This window comes from Variovorax brevis (assembly GCF_030317105.1).
GTDB lineage: Bacteria > Pseudomonadota > Gammaproteobacteria > Burkholderiales > Burkholderiaceae_C > Variovorax > Variovorax brevis.
Genome location: NZ_JASZYG010000005.1, coordinates 433583 through 451503, shown reverse-complemented (window position 1 = coordinate 451503; position 17921 = coordinate 433583). Strand labels below are relative to the sequence as shown.

Annotated in this window: 15 protein-coding genes; 11 read left to right on the top strand and 4 right to left on the bottom strand. The window is 64.3% G+C overall.

Annotated elements, in window-relative coordinates; genetic code table 11:
• Positions 1 to 231: 231 nt before the first annotated feature.
• Positions 232 to 1353 carry an endonuclease/exonuclease/phosphatase family protein gene (locus QTI66_RS18545; protein WP_286561303.1) on the bottom strand — a complete coding sequence of 374 codons (1122 nt, stop codon included), beginning with the start codon at positions 1351 to 1353 and terminating at the stop codon, positions 232 to 234.
• Positions 1354 to 1685: 332 nt separating this feature from the next.
• Here QTI66_RS18545 and QTI66_RS18540 point away from each other — a divergent pair, with 332 nt between their 5' ends.
• The 11 genes from QTI66_RS18540 to QTI66_RS18490 all read left to right on the top strand — a co-directional run bounded on the left by QTI66_RS18540 (position 1686) and on the right by QTI66_RS18490 (position 12655).
• Positions 1686 to 2714, top strand: coding sequence for an amidohydrolase family protein (locus QTI66_RS18540; RefSeq protein ID WP_286561302.1), 1029 nt, complete (start codon positions 1686 to 1688; stop codon positions 2712 to 2714).
• Positions 2715 to 2716: 2 nt separating this feature from the next.
• Positions 2717 to 3412: a 4-carboxy-4-hydroxy-2-oxoadipate aldolase/oxaloacetate decarboxylase gene (ligK, locus tag QTI66_RS18535; RefSeq protein WP_286561301.1), complete on the top strand. Its 696-nt coding sequence runs from the start codon at positions 2717 to 2719 to the stop codon at positions 3410 to 3412.
• An 18-nt stretch (positions 3413 to 3430) separates the two neighbouring features.
• Positions 3431 to 4411, top strand: a complete 981-nt coding sequence (locus QTI66_RS18530) for a Bug family tripartite tricarboxylate transporter substrate binding protein (protein ID WP_286561300.1) — start codon at positions 3431 to 3433, stop codon at positions 4409 to 4411.
• A gap of 21 nt (positions 4412 to 4432) precedes the next feature.
• Complete coding sequence (locus tag QTI66_RS18525; protein ID WP_286561299.1) at positions 4433 to 5719, top strand: gallate dioxygenase; 1287 nt, start codon at positions 4433 to 4435, stop codon at positions 5717 to 5719.
• Positions 5716 to 6696 (top strand): tripartite tricarboxylate transporter substrate binding protein, encoded by a 981-nt coding sequence (locus tag QTI66_RS18520; protein ID WP_286561298.1) that lies wholly within the window; start codon positions 5716 to 5718, stop codon positions 6694 to 6696. The genes QTI66_RS18525 and QTI66_RS18520 overlap by 4 nt, the downstream gene beginning before the upstream one ends.
• Positions 6693 to 7385: a substrate-binding domain-containing protein gene (locus tag QTI66_RS18515; protein WP_286561297.1), complete on the top strand. Its 693-nt coding sequence runs from the start codon at positions 6693 to 6695 to the stop codon at positions 7383 to 7385. Before QTI66_RS18520 ends, QTI66_RS18515 begins: the two co-directional genes overlap by 4 nt.
• Positions 7382 to 8296: an amidohydrolase family protein gene (locus QTI66_RS18510; protein ID WP_286561296.1), complete on the top strand. Its 915-nt coding sequence runs from the start codon at positions 7382 to 7384 to the stop codon at positions 8294 to 8296. The genes QTI66_RS18515 and QTI66_RS18510 overlap by 4 nt, the downstream gene beginning before the upstream one ends.
• 23 nt (positions 8297 to 8319) lie before the next feature.
• The gene (locus tag QTI66_RS18505; protein ID WP_286561295.1) at positions 8320 to 9207 is read left to right on the top strand and encodes a DUF1932 domain-containing protein; all 888 of its coding nucleotides are present in this window, start codon (positions 8320 to 8322) and stop codon (positions 9205 to 9207) included.
• A 226-nt stretch (positions 9208 to 9433) separates the two neighbouring features.
• Positions 9434 to 10276: a MurR/RpiR family transcriptional regulator gene (locus QTI66_RS18500; protein ID WP_286561294.1), complete on the top strand. Its 843-nt coding sequence runs from the start codon at positions 9434 to 9436 to the stop codon at positions 10274 to 10276.
• A 207-nt stretch (positions 10277 to 10483) separates the two neighbouring features.
• Positions 10484 to 11923: an MFS transporter gene (locus QTI66_RS18495; protein ID WP_286561293.1), complete on the top strand. Its 1440-nt coding sequence runs from the start codon at positions 10484 to 10486 to the stop codon at positions 11921 to 11923.
• A gap of 30 nt (positions 11924 to 11953) precedes the next feature.
• Positions 11954 to 12655, top strand: a complete 702-nt coding sequence (locus QTI66_RS18490) for an aspartate/glutamate racemase family protein (protein WP_286561292.1) — start codon at positions 11954 to 11956, stop codon at positions 12653 to 12655.
• Positions 12656 to 12917: 262 nt separating this feature from the next.
• Here QTI66_RS18490 and ydiJ read toward each other — a convergent pair whose 3' ends face one another.
• The 3 genes from ydiJ to QTI66_RS18475 are packed head-to-tail and all read right to left on the bottom strand — an operon-like array spanning position 12918 to position 17900.
• Positions 12918 to 16085, bottom strand: a complete 3168-nt coding sequence (ydiJ, locus tag QTI66_RS18485) for a D-2-hydroxyglutarate dehydrogenase YdiJ (protein ID WP_286561291.1) — start codon at positions 16083 to 16085, stop codon at positions 12918 to 12920.
• A 33-nt stretch (positions 16086 to 16118) separates the two neighbouring features.
• Positions 16119 to 16793, bottom strand: coding sequence for an RraA family protein (locus QTI66_RS18480; protein WP_286561290.1), 675 nt, complete (start codon positions 16791 to 16793; stop codon positions 16119 to 16121).
• 51 nt (positions 16794 to 16844) lie between these two features.
• Positions 16845 to 17900 carry a hydroxyacid dehydrogenase gene (locus QTI66_RS18475; protein ID WP_286561289.1) on the bottom strand — a complete coding sequence of 352 codons (1056 nt, stop codon included), beginning with the start codon at positions 17898 to 17900 and terminating at the stop codon, positions 16845 to 16847.
• Positions 17901 to 17921 lie beyond the last annotated feature (21 nt).

The window sequence follows — 17921 nt, the reverse complement described above, 5'->3', positions numbered from 1 at the left end:
GTCGGCGCTACGACCGGGCGGCCCACGCTGCCAGGACCGCGCGGTGATGCGGCCGTTTCGAAGTGCGCGGCCGCGCTGGCGAGGAAGTCGTTGTGAGTTCATGGCCCACGAGCCGGGGCAGCGTGTCCCCGGCTTGCGCATCGAGTGCAATCAGGGTCCGGTCCCAGAAGTGGAAGCGGCGCGGGCGAGGCACATTGGCTTCTGCCCCGCCGGAGGGACTCCACCACGGCGTCAACCCTTTTTGGCCAATTCCTTGAGGTAAGTGTCCGCGAAATCCGTACCCACTTCAATCCACAAAGGGCTGTGGTCAGACATCTGCCACGTGCGCCATTTCGCGTAGAGGCTCTCAGGCGTCTTCGCCGCAAACTTCCCTTGCTCAGGATCCCTGTCCGGCATGCGACTCTTGTACGTCTCCAGGTCTTCAACACGAAACACATCCTCGAACATGTCGACAATGCCTCCCGCCGTCACATTGAAGCGTTGATCTTTGACTCTGACCGCGATCTGGTCATAGAAGTGCATGCCCTTCTTGCGGACCTTGGCCCCGTCGATCGCCCCCGGCACTTCGAACCCCTGGCTCTTGAGCGCTTTCATGGTTTCATGCTCGGGGCTCACGACATTGAAGTCGCCCAAAAGCAGATAGTTCTCAACGGCGCCACGGCGATCCAGCTCTTGCTTGTTCACATCATCCTGGCGGTCGGCAAAGAACTTCACCAGGCGCTTGATCTCTTCAATGCGCCGCTGTAGTTGGGCGCCCGACTCGCTTCCGTAGTAGATGTGGACGGTGCAAAGACTGAAGCGAAACCATCCCGATTGGAAAGCCACGAGAAACGGGCTGCGGGCGAACTGCTGCTTTGCCTCGGTGTCGATGGACTCACCATCCACCTTCACTTTCTTGGGGGAGACGATCAGCTGACCGTCGGGAAGAACGACTTCTCCAGCGATCTTCCGGAACCAGACCTTCTCCTTGTTGTAGACGAAGGCCATTCGCTCCTGATTTCCGCCTGGGCCCTCCGTCGTGTCGGTGACGATGTAGTCCCATTCGCGACCAAGGATGCGCATCACGTGATCCAGCGGCGCCAGATCACGATTGACCTCCTGCAGTGCAACGAGGTCGAAGCACGAGATGATCTCGGCGAGGTAGTAGAACGTCTCGGGCAATCGCGGTCCGAACTTGAACTTGTTGGAGTCGAAATCCCGGATGTTCCAGGTCGCAAGGAGCAGGTTGCTGTCGGTTTTGCGAGCCTTCAGGGGCGCCAGCCGCGACCGCATGGCAAGCAGACGGTCTGCGCATCGTGTCCTGTCCGTCTCGTCTTCAATGTCACGACGCAAACCGGCGTACATGTTCGACATGAGATCTCCACAAGGTTGCAAGGGAAGCTGCCGCTCAGTATGGGGACGGCGCACGTCTTGCAGAATCCTCAAAGTTGTGGATCTGCGTGGGGCACCGCGCTCCCACATTAAAGGGTGGCACGAATCCTTCTGCGGGCTCACGGGTGAGATCGAGTTCATTCGCGGCGGCCGCGCCTCCGGTCACTTGGCGACCGGATGCAAACACCCCGCGACAACCCTCCCGATAAAAAAGTCTGAGGCCAGCGCAACCCGAACTCACCCCACGCGCAGGCGTTTGAAATCACACTCGGTGCATCGGATCCAGTCCATTCACCCACGTTTCAAACGCCACCATGATCATCGACTGCCACGGCCACTACACCACGGCGCCCAAGGCCCTTGAAGATTGGCGCAACCGCCAGATTGCAAGCCTCGGCAACCCGGCGGAACCGCCCTCGCCTTCCTCGCTGAAGATCAGCGACGACGAGCTGCGCGAATCCATCGAGACCAACCAGCTGCAGAAGATGCGCGAGCGCGGCAGCGACCTGACGATCTTCTCGCCGCGCGCCAGCTTCATGGCGCACCACATCGGCAACTTCGAAACCAGCGCCGCCTGGGCCGCGATCTGCAACGAGCTGTGCCACCGCGTGGCGCAACTGTTTCCAGACCACTTCATCGGCGCCGCGATGCTGCCGCAATCGCCGGGCGTCGATCCACGCACCTGCATCCCGGAGCTGGAGCGCTGCGTGAAGGACTACGGCTTCGTCGGCATCAACCTGAACCCCGATCCTTCGGGCGGACACTGGACGTCGCCGCCGCTGTCGGACCGCCACTGGTACCCGATCTACGAAAAGATGGTGGAGCACGACATTCCTGCGATGGTGCATGTCAGCACCAGTTGCAACGCCTGCTTTCACACCACCGGCGCGCACTACCTCAACGCCGACACCACCGCCTTCATGCAGTGCCTGACCTCGGACCTGTTCAAGGACTTTCCGCAGCTGCGCTTCGTGATCCCGCATGGCGGCGGCGCGGTGCCTTATCACTGGGGTCGATTCCGCGGGCTCGCGCAAGAGATGAAGAAGCCGCTGCTCAAAGACCACCTGCTCAACAACATCTTTTTCGACACCTGCGTCTATCACCAACCGGGCATCGACCTGCTGACCAAGGTGATCCCGGTCGACAACATCCTCTTCGCCAGCGAGATGATCGGCGCGGTGCGCGGCATCGACCCGGAGACGGGCTTTCCCTATGACGACACGCGCCGCTACATCGACGCCACGCCGATGCTCGACGACGCACAGCGCCACCAGATCTACGAAGGCAACGCACGCCGCGTGTACCCGCGCCTCGACCGCGCCCTCCAAGCCAAAGGACTCTGACCATGACCCACACCGTTCAAGAACTCGGCGTCGTCTACCGCAACATCACGCGTGCCGATCCGGGTGCCGTCGAGAAGCTGTCGCGCTTTGGCGTGTCCACGGTGCACGAGGCGCTCGGTCGCCTCGGGCTGATGGCACCTCGCATTCGCCCCATCTTCCCCGATGCGCGCTTTTGCGGCCCGGTCGTCACCGTGCTGCTGCAGCCCGGCGACAACTGGATGCTGCACGTCGCGGCCGAGCAGATCCAGCCCGGTGACGTGGTGGTGGCGGCCTGCACGGCAGACAGCACCGACGGCTTCTTCGGCGACCTGCTCGCGACGTCCTTCAAGTCGCGCGGCTGCGCGGGCCTGGTCATCGACGGTGGTGTGCGCGACGTGCACGACCTCACGGCCATGAACTTCCCTGTGTTCAGCCGCGCGATCCACTCCAAGGGCTGCATCAAGTCGTCGCTCGGCTCGGTCAACGTGCCCGTGGTGTGCGCCGGTGCGCTGGTGCATCCGGGCGACGTGGTGGTGGCCGACATCGACGGCGTGGTCGTCGTGCCGGCATCGCTCGCGCAGAAGGTCGCCGATGCCGCCGAGGCACGCGAAGCCAACGAGATCAGCAAGCGTGCCCGATTCGCCAAAGGCGAACTGGGCCTGGACATGTATGCCATGCGCGAACCCCTGGCCAAGGCCGGGCTGCGCTACATCGACTGAATCAAGAACGGAATCCAGATGAAGAAGACACTCAACACCCTGCTGGCGGTGAGCGCCGCGGCTTTCTCCCTTTCCGCAGCACCCGCGCATGCGCAGGATTTCCCGACCAAGCCCGTGCGCATCATCACGCCCTTTCCGGTGGGCAGCGGCCCCGAAGGCGTGGTGCGCCTGCTGGCCGACAAGCTCAGCCGCGCATGGGGCCAGCCGGTGACGGTCGAGAACCGCCCCGGCGGCAACGGCTTCATCGCCATCGATGCCTTCAAGCGCGGCGCCAAGGATGGGCACGACCTCATCCAGCTCGACAACGTGCACCTCATCGCCTACCCCTACCTGTTCAAGAAGTTGCCCTATGACCCGGTGAAGGACTTCGAGCAGATCGATCCGCTGTTCCGCACCAACTTCTTCTTCGCTGTCTCGACCGAGAGCAAGTACAAGTCGGTCGGCGACATCATCAAGGACGCCAAGGCCAATCCGGGCAAGCTGAACTACGGCTCATGGTCCATCGGCAACCCGGTGCACCTGGGCTCGGCGCTGTTCGAATCGACGACGGGCACGACGATGTCGCACGTGGTCTACAAGGAAACGACGCAGCTCTACACCGGCGTGGCGACCAACGAACTCTCGTTTGCGCTCGGCACGCTGGGCACGGCTGGTGCCATGCAGCGCGCGGGCAAGCTGAAGTACCTCGCGGTGGCCGCGCCTGCACGGCATCCTGCGTTCCCGGATGTGCCCACGGTGGCGGAATCAGGCGGCCCTGCCGGCTTCGAAGTCACGGGCTGGACGACGCTCGCCGCACCCACCGGCCTGCCGCCCGCTGTCACCGACAAGATCCGCCGCGACGTCGAGAAGGCCCTGGCCGACAACGACTTCAAGGCCAAGTTCGCAGCGTTCGGCTACGAGCCCTTTCCGACGACGCGCGACAAGTTCGCGCAGTACGTGAAGACCGAGTCGCAGCGCACCGAAGCCGTCATCAAGCAGGCCAAGGTCTCGCTCGACTGAGCGCGCACAGGAGATAAAACCATGGCTCGCATCATCGGCGCCGTCGCCTGCTCCCACACGCCCACCATCGGCTTTGCCTACGACAAGAACAAACAGGACGATCCGGTCTGGGCGCCCATCTTCGAGGCCTTCGATCCCGTGCAGAAGTGGCTCGCCGAGCAGAAGCCGGACGTGCTGTTCTTCATCTACAACGACCACGTCACGTCCTTCTTCTTCGATCACTATTCGGCCTTCTCGCTGGGCGTTGGCGAGAGCCATGCGGTGGCGGACGAAGGCGGTGGCGCGCGGGACTTGCCTTCCGTGGCGGGTCATCCCGCGCTGGCGCGGCACATCGGCCGCTCGCTGGTGGCGGACGAGTTCGACATGTCCTTCTTCCAGGACCGCGCGCTGGACCACGGCGTGTTCTCGCCGCTGTCGCTGCTGTGCCCGCACGAGCCGCAATGGCCGATGCCGGTGATTCCGCTGCAGGTCGGCGTGTTGCAGTCGCCGGTGCCGTCGGCGCGGCGTTGCTACAAGCTGGGGCAGGCGCTGCGCCGTGCCATCGAAAGCTATCCCGAAGACCTGAGGGTCGCCATCGTCGCAACGGGCGGTCTCTCGCACCAGGTGCATGGCGAGCGCGCGGGCTTCAACAACACGGCGTGGGACGAACAGTTCCTCGATTTGATCGAGAACGACCCGGTGCGCCTCACGGAGATGACGCAGGCCGAACTCGCGACGCTGGGCGGCCTCGAGGGTGCGGAGGTCATCATGTGGCTGGTGATGCGCGGTGCGCTGTCGTCGAACATTCGCAAGCTGCACCAGAGCTACTACCTGCCGTCGATGACGGGCATCGCGACGGCCGTCTACGAGAACCTGGCGAGTGCGCCGATCGCGGGTGAAGTGCAGCGCCACCAGCGGCACATGAACGAGCAACTCGCGGGCATCGAGTCGTTGAATGGCACCTACCCGTTCAGCCTCGAATCCAGCGTGCGCGCGTACCGGCTCAACAAGTTCCTGCATGGCATGACGCAGCCGGACCATCGGGCGCGTTTCCAGGAAGACGAAGAGGCAGCGTTCGAAGCCGCAGGGCTCACGCCGAAGGAGCGCGACCTGGTGCGTCACTGCGACTGGCGCGGACTGATCCACTACGGCGTGATCTTCTTCATGCTGGAGAAACTCGGCGCGGTGGTTGGCGTGTCGAACCTGCACATCTACGCCGCGATGCGCGGGGAGACGCTCGAGGCTTTCCAGCAAACGCGCAACGCACCCGGCGCGCTGTATTCGGTGGCGGGCAAGGACGCGAAGGCGCAGGCATGGGACAAGGCATGAAACGACGTCCATTTCTGGCAGGCGCCGCAGCAGCGTTCGCTGCCTTGGCCGGACTGCCGACCCGTGCCTTCTCCGCGGACTACCCGGACAAGCCAATCCGCCTCGTCGTGCCCTTCGGCGCCGGTGGCGTGGCGGACCTCACGGCGCGCACCGTTGGCCAGGCGCTGGGGCAGCGGCTCGGCCAGAGCGTGGTGGTGGACAACCGCCCGGGCGCCGGTGGCGTGGTCGCCGGCGACATGGTGGCCAAGGCCGCGCCCGACGGCTACACGCTGCTGCTGGTCAGCAACGGAACGGCCGTGAGCGAGGGGCTGTTCAAGCGCCTGCCTTTCGATTCGCGCAAGGACTTTGCGCCGATCTCCTTGCTCGGGCAGTTCGACCTGGCGCTCGTCGTGCCCGAGACGTCCCGATTCAAGACCTTGCAACAGTTGCTCGACGCCGCGAGACAGCAGCCGGGCAAGCTGAACATCGGCACCGTCAACGTCGGCAGCACCCAGAACCTCTCGGCGGAACTGCTCAAGCAGGCGGCCAAGGTCGATGTGCAGGTCGTGCCATTCAACGGGACGCCGGCCGTGATCACCGCGCTGCGCGGTGGACAGATCGATGCGGCGGTCGAGATCCTTTCGCCGCTCATGCCGCAGATCAAGGCACAAAGCGTGCGTGCACTGGCCGTGCTGGGCGACACACGTTCGCCATTGCTGCCTCAGTTGCCCACGGCTGCCGAGGGCGCCGGACTCAAGGGCTTCAGCGTGACGTCATGGAATGGCCTGGCCGCGCCTGCGAAGACACCCGCCGCCATCGTCGCGCGCCTGGCCCGCGAGACGCAGCAAGTGCTCGATTCAGCCGCGGTGAAGAAGCAACTTGCCGACCTGAACGTGCAGGCGCGCGCCAGCAGCCCGGAGCAACTGGCGACATTGCTCGACACCGAAATCAAACGCTGGAGCGACGTCATCGCGCGAGCCGGAATTCCACGCCAATGAACCATCCCATCCGCATCATTTCGTCCATGGCCACGCGGGGACTCCTGGAGGACCTGACGTTGGCCCATTCGGAGCGCACCGGCGTGGCCATTGCGCTCGAATCCGTCGGCGGGGTCGAGGCTGCACGTCGCGTTGCCGCGGGCGAGCCTTTCGACATCGTGGCGCTGGCCTCCGACGCGATCGACAAGCTGGTAGGGGCCGGGCATGTCGACGCTGCCAACAAGATCGACGTGGTCCGCTCGGGTGTCGGCGTGGCGGTGCGCGCAGGCGCGGCACGACCCGACATCAGCACGGAAGACGCGTTGCGCCAGGCGGTGCGGGATGCCGGGCGCATCGGGTATTCGACTGGCCCGAGCGGCATTGCGCTTATCGCACTGTTCACGCGCTGGGGCATTGCGGGCGACATCGGGGACCGGCTGGTGCAGGCACCTCCCGGCGTGCCGGTGGGCTCGCTGGTAGCGCGCGGCGATGTGGCGCTGGGCTTCCAGCAGATGAGCGAGTTGCTGCACGTGGAAGGCATCGACCTGCTCGGTCCCTTGCCTGACGCGGTTCAGATCACCACGGTGTTCTCGGCCGCACCGTGTGGTGGCGCCAATGCGAGCCCCGCCGTGCGTGCGCTGCTCGACTATTTGATTTCTCCGGAAGCGGTCGAAGCCAAGCGCCGCCACGGCATGGAGCCTGCGCCATGAACGCTTTCACCAAGACGCCCGGCTGGCTCGATTGGTACGCCAACCCGTCGACGCCACGCTTTCAGGTGCCGCCGGGCAGCGTCGACGCCCACTGCCACGTGTTCGGGCCGGGCGACATTTTTCCGTTTGCACCCGAGCGCAAGTACACGCCTTGCGATGCCTCGAAGGAGCAGTTGTTCGCGCTGCGTGACCACTTGGGCTTCGAGAGAAACGTGATCGTCCAGGCCACCTGCCACGGCGCGGACAACCGCGCGCTGGTCGACGCACTGCTGGCCTCCAACGGCCGCGCCCGGGGCATCGCGACGGTGAAGCGCGACGTGAGCGATGAAGCGCTGCACGCCCTGCACGCAGCCGGCGTGCGCGGCGTGCGCTTCAACTTCGTCAAGCGCCTGGTCGACTTCACGCCCAGGGACGAACTGATGGAGATCGCCGGCCGCATCGCCAGGCTGGGCTGGCACGTGGTGATCTATTTCGAGGCGGTGGACCTGCCGGAACTTTGGGACTTCTTCACGCGCTTGCCGACCACGGTGGTGGTCGACCACATGGGCCGGCCCGACGTATCGCAGCCGGTCGACGGGCCGGAGTTCGAACTGTTCATCCGCTTCATGCGCGAGCACGAGAACGTCTGGAGCAAGGTGAGCTGCCCCGAGCGGCTGTCGGTCAGCGGCCCACCCGCGCTGGATGGCGAGCAGGCGCCCTATCGCGACGTGGTGCCCTTCGCGCGCCGCATCATCGAACGGTTCCCGGACCGCGTGCTGTGGGGAACCGACTGGCCGCATCCGAACCTCAAGCACCACATGCCGGACGACGGCCTGCTGGTGGACTTCATTCCGCAGATCGCGCCCACGGCCGAATTGCAGAAGAAGCTCCTGGTCGACAATCCAATGCGCCTGTACTGGCCCGAAGATTGAAGCCTTCAACGAGGACACACATCATGGGATTGACACTCGGCCTGATCGGCTACGGCGAAGTCGGCGGCATCTTCGGCCGCGGGTTGCTTGGCAAGCCCGGCATCGATGCAGTGTGGGCGTGGGACCTGAAGTTTGCGCAGGAGGCCACGCGGACGGCTGCTGCGGCCGAAGGCGTTCAGGCGGCCGATGGCATGCAACAGTTGTGCACCAGGGCCGACTTGCTCATCTCGGCGGTGACCGCGTCCAACACCTTCGCCGTTGCCGATGAAGCCGCGCGCCACGCACGCAGGGGCAGCCGCTTTCTCGACCTGAACTCCGCCTCGCCCGGCACCAAGCAGCGCGCCGCGGCGGCGCTGGAAGCCGTCGGCGTCGCCTATGTCGAAGCGGGCGTGATGACCTCCGTGCCGCCCTACGGCATCCGCGTGCCGATGCTGCTTGGCGGCGCGCAAGCCGAATCGCTCGCGGCCGAACTCAACGCATGGGGCATGGACGCGCGCACCGTGAGCGAGCAACTCGGCGTGGCCTCGGCCATCAAGATGAGCCGCAGCATCATGATCAAGGGCCTGGAGGCGCTGGTGATCGAGAGCTACACGACCGCGCGCCGCTACGGCGTCGAGGCGCACGTGCTGCCGACCTTGAAGGAGACCTTTCCGCAGATCGACTGGGACAAGCAAGGCGCCTACTTCTTCAGCCGCGTGGTGCAGCATGGAAAGCGGCGCGCGGAGGAGATGCACGAGGCGGCACGCACCGTGAAGGAGGCAGGCTTCGAGCCCATCATGGCAACGGCCATCGCCCACAAGCAGGACTGGGTCGCCCGCCAGGCACAAGCCGGTCTCTTTGACGGACTCGATGGGCAAAGCGCGTGGCAGGCCTATGCAGACCGGCTGATCGCGGCCAGCGATCCCGACTGAATATCTCGACAAGGGCGCAGCCGGCGACGCGAGGGCTCGAATCATGGCGTGTAGAAGGCCAACACCAAGCCTCGAACCGCTGACTTCGCTGGGGGCCGCCACGGGAACCAACGGCTTTTTCCAGGGCGCCTACAGCGCCGACTTCGAAGCCACACGGCGCACCGAAAGAACGAAGGCGGATTGACCCGGCATCGGGGCGCGGCGGCAACATTGCCACAATCGCCGGATGCGAGCATCCACCGATTCCTTTGTCCGCCGTGTCCGTAGCCACCTCGAAGCACTCCCCGATACGGAGCGCAAGCTGGCCAATTTCGTGCTCGAGTTTCCCGGTGAACTGGCGGGCTATGCGGGCAACGAACTGGCCGAACTCGCGGGCGTATCACCGTCCACCGTGAGCCGCTTCATCCGACGCATCGGCTACGAAAACTATGAGGAAGCGCGGCGGCACGTCCGCGAAGAAAAGCAGTCGGGCTCGCCACTTTTCCAGTCGATGAAAGCGGGCGGCAAGCGCGGCGACCTGGTGGCCGCGCACGCGCAGGTTTCCGGTGCGAACCTGAGCACCACCTTCGAGCGGCTGGGCGATGCGCAGATGGTTGAAATCGCCAAGGCCATCCTCGGCGCCGAACAGGTGCTGATTTTCGGCAGCCGCAGCAGCCACGGCTTTGCCATCTATCTGCGCTGGCAGCTCATCCAGGTGGTGCCGCATGTGACGGCCATTCCCGGCGCCGGCGAAACGCTCGGCGAACACCTCGCCGGCGTGAGCGAACGCGACTGCGTGATCGTCTTCGGCATTCGCCGGCAGACGCGCCAGATGAGCGCGGTGCTGGAAGCGGCCCGCCAAGCCGGCGCAAGGATCCTCTTCATCAGCGACCAGACCTCGCCCGAGTACCCCGGCGCCACTTGGTCGATTCAATGCGATTGCCGCGGCACCGGCCTGCTCGACAACCACGTGGCGGTGATGGGCCTGTGCGACCTGATCGCGACGACGGTCGTCGACGCATCCGGCTCCGCGGGACGCAAGCGCCTGGCCGCCATCGAGCAGGCGCATGACGAGCTCGACGAGCTCTGACGCCTCATCTTTCCGCACGGATCCTGCGGCGCCCCCGAGCGTGCGGCTCAACCCTGCCAATTGCACGCCGAGGGAGCCATGCCGCGAGGGTGAATCAGGGTTTTCACTTGAAATAATAATTTCAATATTGAAGACAAAATGAAATCGTAGTGCCACAATCTGCACTCCCGGATTGCTTTGGTTTTCGATTCCTCAAGGAGCTACGACATGGCCGGTGGACCTGCTCTTTCAGCGCCAACTTCGCCCCGCGTGGCCGAGCTGGACCGCGCACTCGATCAGATCGGCGTGACCCGCTCGCACCACACGATCATTTTTCTCATCCTGATTGGTTGCCTGTTCGACGCCTTCGAGCAGAACGCGGTGGGCATCGTCGGGCCGATGTTGCGCGAGCAATGGGGCCTGGGCGCCACCGACATCGGCCTGCTGAACACGGTGACCTTCGGTGCCGCAGCCATCGGGCGCATCGTCTCCGGCTTCGTGGCCGATCGCTACGGTCGCCGCGTGATGCTCAGCCTCGACCTGTTGCTGTTCACGCTGGGCGCCGGCATCTGCGCCGCGGCACCCAACCTGACGGTGATGGCCATCGGACGCGCCGTGGTCGGCTTCGGCCTGGGTGGCGAAATCGCGATTGCCGTCACGATGCTGTCCGAGTTCTGCTCGACCAAGTTCCGCGGAACGGCGGTGGGGCTCGTGAACGTCGGCGCCGGCGGGCTGGGCAATTTCCTCGCGCCCGCTTTCGGGCTGCTCGTGTTCTCGATCTTTCCTGGCGAGAGCAGCTGGCGCTGGCTGTTCGTGTGCCTGATGGTGCCGGCCCTGTTGGGCGCCTTCTACCGTCGCTACATCCCGGAGACGCCGCGCTTTCTGCTGTCGCAAGACCGCGTCAAGGAAGTCAACGTCGTGCTGACCAAGCTGGCCTCGGGGCGACTGAGCGGCAAGGTGGACGTCGGCCATGCCTACATCGCCGATGACGGCACGCCCAACCCCACGGCGAAAGTCAAGGTGCGCGTGACGGAGATCTTCCGCGGTGCGCTGGCGCGTCGCACGATTCCGCTGTGCATCACCATCTGGATGGCTTATGGCGCGCAGCTGTCGGTGCTCACACTGATGCCGACGATTCTGGTTGGCCTGGGCTACACGGTGTCCAAGAGCCTGCTGTTCACGATGATCATGCAAAGCGGCAGCCTGCTGGGCGCCATTGCAGCGTCCGTGCTCGGCTTCAAGTTTCCGCGCAAGCGCGTGCTGACCATCGGCGCCCTGTGCGCCGGCGCGGCTGCTTTGACGATCGGCTTCCTGGCCCAGAGCATCGTGCTCGTGCTGGCGGCCGGCGCGATCTTCCAGTTCTTCGTGCTGCTGCTGAACACGACCATCTGGATCTTTGCGCCCGAGTTGTATCCGACCAAGGTGCGTGCTTTCGGCACGGCGTTCATCCTGGCGACCGGCACGGCGGCGGGCGCGTTCATGCCCCTGGTTGCGGGCCGGTTGCTCGATGGTTTTGGCGTCGCCGGCGTGTTCGGCATGGTGGCCGCCATGTACGCGATCTTCACGGTGAGCGTACAGAGCGTGCCCGAGACCTATGGCCAATCGCCCGATGCCATTGCCTTGCCCTCGGAGGAGGCCATCACCCACGCCGTCCCTTCGCGGGCCTGACTGACAACGCACCGCCCGGACGTTTTTCCCATGCGCGACATTCTCTTGATCAACCCCAACTCGTCCGAAGCGACCACCACGATGATGGTGCGGATTGCCACGGCCGAACTTCCTCCTGTTGACGGTTTTCGTGTCACCGGCCTGACTGCACTGCGCGGCCCTTCGATGATCGTCAACGAGGCGGAGCTGAGCGCGGCGGGCCTGGAGGTCGAGCGCTCATGGCGCGATGCCGGAACGGCTTGGGACGGCATCATCATCAGCGCGTTCGGCGATCCCGGCATCGAACGGGTGCGCCGCTTGAGCCCGGTGCCGGTGGTTGGTATTTGCGAGGCATCGATGCTGGAGGCGGCGCACGGCTCGCGGCGTTTCGGCGTTGCGACCGTCACGCCCGATCTGGCTGCCGCCATCGATGGCCGTGCTGCCGAACTGGGGCTCAGCGCGCACTACAGTGGCATCCGCCTCACCGAGGGTGATCCGCGTGCGCTGGCGGCCGATCCGGCAGCGCTTGACGAAGCACTGGCCGCAGCCGTGCAGAAATGCATCGACGAAGACGGCGCGCAGGCGGTCATCATCGGCGGCGGGCCGTTGGGTCAGGCTGCGATGAACTTGTCTGGGCGATTTGGCAGCGTGGCGCTCATTGCGCCGATTCCGGCGGCTGTTCGGCGGTTGCGGATGCTGATGCTGAGGCGCCAAAGCGTGGGTGCTGCCAGCAAGGCGGGTGCTTCCTTGTGAGTCGCAGCAGCTGGTTGGCGTGAAGCGGTGCACAGGGCGCGACCGGGAGGTGTGGTCTTCGCATGCATCGACGTGAAGGGCGGTGACCTTGCGGGTTTGAATTTCCGGTTCAAGCCTGGTTGCTGTCACTGGCCTCAGTTGAATCAAAGGCAGGATCGGGCCCGTCTCGGACCTTCGACTGAGCACTCTGAAAGTCAGCTCTACCGGGAGAAGCAGTCGCGGCAAGAGTTGATTGATCGGCGCGCCAGTCTTCACCGCCGCTTCAATCGGGCACGTCCATTCCGACAGCGGTCCGATCCGGAACAAACCTCCCCTCCGAGGTGCTCGGGGTCTCGGGGCATTCGTCCATCTTGCGTGGTTCTTGAGCCGATCGTCGGGGTTCGGCTTTGATGCGTTCGAGCAATACTTGAAGCGGATGCAGCAATGCGACGCCATCCATCAGATCTGCCTGGCAGCGGCACGAATAGCCGGTCGCGACGACGCGGCCTGCAAAGCCCGGATCGGACACCAGCTTTCCCCAACTGAGCTTGTAGATCGCTTCCGAGTTGGATCGATTTGCAAGCTCGTGCCCGTAGAGCCCGGCCATGCCACAACATCCGCTGGGCATGAGGTTCAGTGAAACACCCAACCTTCGGCCCAGCTTGGCCCAGTCTGCCGTCGCGGCAGGTGCGTTTGTTTTCTCGGTGCAATGCGCCAGGAGGGCCCACGGTTGAGCGCCATCGAGCGCCATCTGGGGGAGCCGATCGATGCGTTTCACCAGCCACTCCTGCGGCAACGACACTTTCGGGGCGCGATCGATTCCGAGAGCCTTCACATACTCTGCCCGAAATGCAAGGGTCATCGAGGGATCGACACCTACCAGCTCGACACCCGTGGCAGCGAGCGCATTGAGCATCCCGGCGTTGGACGCCGCCGTCTGCTCGAATTTCCCCAAGAAGCCGAGCACGTGCTGCGGCTTTCCGTTGGGCTTGAACGGCGCCATCCAGGGCGTGAAGCCGAGCAGCGTCAAGAGCTCGCAGAAGTCCAAGACGACAGTGGTGTCGTAGTAGGAGGTAAAGGCATCCTGAACGATCACAACGCTGCTGCTTCTGTCGTGGCGCGGAAGTGCCATCAAGGCGGCGGGGGAAGCCATCTTCACGCCTCGGCGCTCCAGTTCGCGGCGAAGCGCGATCCCGCTGAGGTCCGGCAACGCCACAAGCCCCACCCTGCGCAAGGCCGCACGGCCAAGGCCACTCTGCGTCACGGCATTGACGATGCGAGGCATCGTCGCTGCGACGGGCAGCCAGCGCTCGAGCGAGGCGACGAGGCGGTCCTTTGCCGGACGCAGATAGCGGCCGTAGTACACCTCAAGGAAACGGGATCGGAACGCAGGAACATCGACCTTGATGGGACATTGCCCGACGCAAGACTTGCAGGCAAGACACCCATCCATCGCTTCCTTGACCTCAAGGGAAAAGTCGCTTCGATCGCTTCGCGCGGTCCAGGAGTTCAGTACCCGTGAAGGAAGGTCGATCCATCTTTTCCACATGCTTAGCCGCCGGATCCGCCGCGCTTCTGCTGACGAATCGACGTTTGCGTCGGCCAGCAAGCGCAACCACTCCCTCATCAACGAAGCGCGACCCTTCGGCGAATGCTTTCGGTCGCGCGTTGCTTTCCACGACGGGCACATCGCGTCGTCGGGGTCGTAGTTGAAGCATGCGGCATTGCCGTTGCAATGCAACGAGTCCTCGTTTGCACGGCGAATCGTCAAAGGGATTCGACGGTCGGACTGGCCGCGTGTAGGCACTTCATCGATGCGCGTCAACGAATGGCCAGGAGGCGCCGCGATCTTGCCAGGATTGAGCTGGTTGTTCGGGTCGAACGCGGCCTTGATTTCCTGCAGCCGCGGATACAAAGGGCCGAAGAACTTTGGCGCGTATTCGGACCGGAAACCCTTGCCGTGCTCGCCCCAAAGCACCCCTTGGTACTTGCGCGTCAGCGCAAACACCTCGTCCGAGATCTCCCGGATCAGCTTTTCCTGGTCCGGATCCTTCATGTCCAGCGCTGGCCGAACATGCAGGCATCCTGCATCGACGTGACCGAACATCCCGTACACGAGGCCTCGTCGATCCAGCACGGCGCGAAACTCGGCGATGTAGTCCGCGAGGCGCTCTGGCGGGACCACGGTGTCTTCGACAAACGGCACCGGCCGCCTATCCCCTTGCATGTTTCCGAGGAGGCCGACGGACTTCTTGCGCATCGACCAGATGGCTGACGCCGCTGCCTCGCCGCGCGCAACGGTGTAGCCCCTTCGTCCGGCGCCGCCCCCCGCGGACACCAGTTCGGCTTCGACGCGGGCGAGTTTCCCGGCCAGCTCAGTCTCATCCCCTGCGAGGAACTCGACGAGGTTGACCCCTTGGGCCGGGCCTTCGGGATCGTCTGGAAAATATTCTTTGACCGCCAGCCACACGGCATCTTCGCGTGCGAGCGCCAAGACCTTTGCGTCCACTGTCTCGCTTGAGGCAGCTTCGAGCTTCATGAGCGTTTCGGCATCCCGCAAGGCAGCGTCAAAGCTGCTGTAGCGGATGTTGACGAGGGCCGTGCAATGCGGAATCCGCACCAGGTTGATCTTGGCCTCGGTCACGAAAGCCAGGCTACCCTCCGCCCCACACAACACGGAGCTCAGGTTGAAGTTTCCGCAATGGTCACAAAGGTGCACCAGGTCGTAGCCGGTGACGCATCGATTGAGCTTTGGAAATCGTTCAGCGATCAACTCTGCGTCGTCCACGCGGATGCGGTCCAGCAGGCGATGGATGGCGCCCACGCGGTCCTCGCGGCGCTTGACGCCATCGAACTCCGTGGCGTTGAGTGGCCGCGAGTGCCACGGCGTGCCGTCCAGCAGCACCGTTTTCAGCTCGAGCACGTGATCCCGAGTCTTGCCGTACAGCACGGAGCCCTGCCCACTGGCGTCGGTCGCAATCATTCCGCCGATGGTGGCGCGGTTCGATGGAGACAACTCCGGCGCAAAGAAGAGTCCGTGTTCGCGCACGGCGTCGTTCAACTGGTCCTTCACCACCCCTGCCTGAACACGTGCCCATCCCTCCGTGGGATTGACCTCCAGGATCTTGTTCATCTGGCGCGAGAGGTCCACGGCGATCCCGCTCGTCAGGGACTGGCCGTTCGTTCCGGTCCCGCCGCCACGCGGCGAGAACGAAACCCCCTTGAACCGCGGCTCGTTGGCGAGCTTCGCCACCCGGATGACGTCAAGCTCGCTTCTTGGAAAGACGACCGCCTGCGGAGGGACCTGGTAGATGGAGTTGTCGGTCGCGAAGACGGTGCGATCCGAGCGCGACTGCGTCACGTCACCCTCGAACCCTCGCAGGCGCAGTTCTGACAAGAAGTCCGAATAAAGCGCGGCAGGAAGATCCTGCGGCTTCAGACTGGGAATCATGATTCGTGCTGGTTGGCTGGGTGCGCGTGTTGATCAGGCGGCGAGCTGCGCGAGCCCCGCCTGTTTGAGCGCATCGTTGAGCCAAGGCGATACGAGCTCGCCCTTCGCAATCTCATCCAGACGTTGCTGCTCGGCTGCGATCTTGGCGTCGGCAGCGTCAAGCACCTTCTCGACCTGATCGCGCGGAATGATCACGACGCCATCGACGTCGCCGACCACCAGATCGCCCGGATTGACGGCAACACCACCCACAGATACCGACGAGGCGATACGGCCCGGCAGTCCCTTGGTCGGGCCGCAGGGATTGGTTCCCGCGGCGAAGATCGGAAACTTGCCCTCCGCCAGCGACGCGGTATCGCGAGAAGCAGCATCGACGACAAACCCGCCCAGCCCTGCAGCCTCGGCTTGCGTCACCATCAGGTCACCGAACAGCGCGCAGGTCGCATCGGCCTTGCCGTCAACGACCACGACGTCGCCCGGCTTCGCCACGGCCAGCGCCACATGGAACATGAGGTTGTCGCCAGGGCGCACTTCCACGGTGAAGGCGGGGCCCGCCAGCTTCATGTTGGGATGAAGCGCCCGAACGCGGGCGTTCAATGCTCCGCGCCGTCCACCCACGTCGCACAGGATGGCGACCTGGTACTTGCGCGCACGGTCGATCAGTGCGGGACTTACGCGCTCGAACTCTGCAGATGTGTTGTAGGTCATGGTCGTCTCTCGTTGGATGTTCTGGAAAGGGTGTTGCGGGTGCGATGTCAATCACTGCAGCGCTGAGGCTGCTGCGATGGCTTCGTTGCGCCGTTGGACGAAGACGTCCCACACTTCCGGGTTGACCAGGCGTGGAGGCCGGCCGCCGGCAAGAAGCTGGATGATCTGGTCGGCCGCCAGCGCCGCGACGTTATGGCGACCTTCGTGCGAGACGCCGGCCGTGTGGAATGTCGCCACGACGTTGTCCAGCGCGAGCAGCGGGTGGTCCAGCGGAGGCGGTTCCTGTTGCCACACGTCCAGGCCGGCGCCTGCGAGGTGTCCAGAGCGCAAGGCATCCGCGAGTGCGAGTTCGTCATGCACGCCGCCACGAGCGGTGCTGATGAACAAGGCGCCTTTCTTCATTGAAGCAAAGCGCTCTGCGCCGAAAAGGTTCAGCGTGGCTTTGTCCCGTGGACAGTGCAGGGAAACGATGTCGGAGACCCTGACCAGCATTTCGAGGTCTACAGGCTCGCCCCCGCGGGCACGAATCTCATCGGCGGTCAGCAATGGATCCACGGCTAGCACGCGCATGCCGAACGCCTTGGCCAAGGCTGCCGTCTTCGTTCCCGCATGGCCGATGCCCACGATGCCCAGCACCTTGCCGCCGATGTCGTGGCCCATGAGGGATTCACGAGAGAAGCCACGATCGACCCGGAGCTTGCGATCCGATTCGACGATTCGCCGGGAGACCGCGAGCATCAACCCAATCGCCATCTCGGCCACTGCGGCGGAGTTGCCGCCGATCTGGCTTACCACCGCTACCCCTGCACGGGTGCAGGCATCAACGTCCACGGTGTCGAAGCCAGCGCCCGTGGAAGACACGCACAGGAGTTCGGGACAACGCTCAATCAAGGGCTTGTGCGCATGAAAGGGAAGCGGCAGTTCGTCCTTGGCGGCGGTGATCTGGTAGACGTGGGCCTTTTCGAGCGCCTTCCACGCCTTGGCTTCATCTCCTCGCACGGAAGCGACCTCGAGGGCGATGCCCTTCTCATGCGAGATGCGTTCGTCGAAGACGGGGTTGATCCAGAGATCGAAGCGCGCGACGCGCCAGGGTGCAGATGCATTCATGTCAGTTCCTGTCGGGCTCTT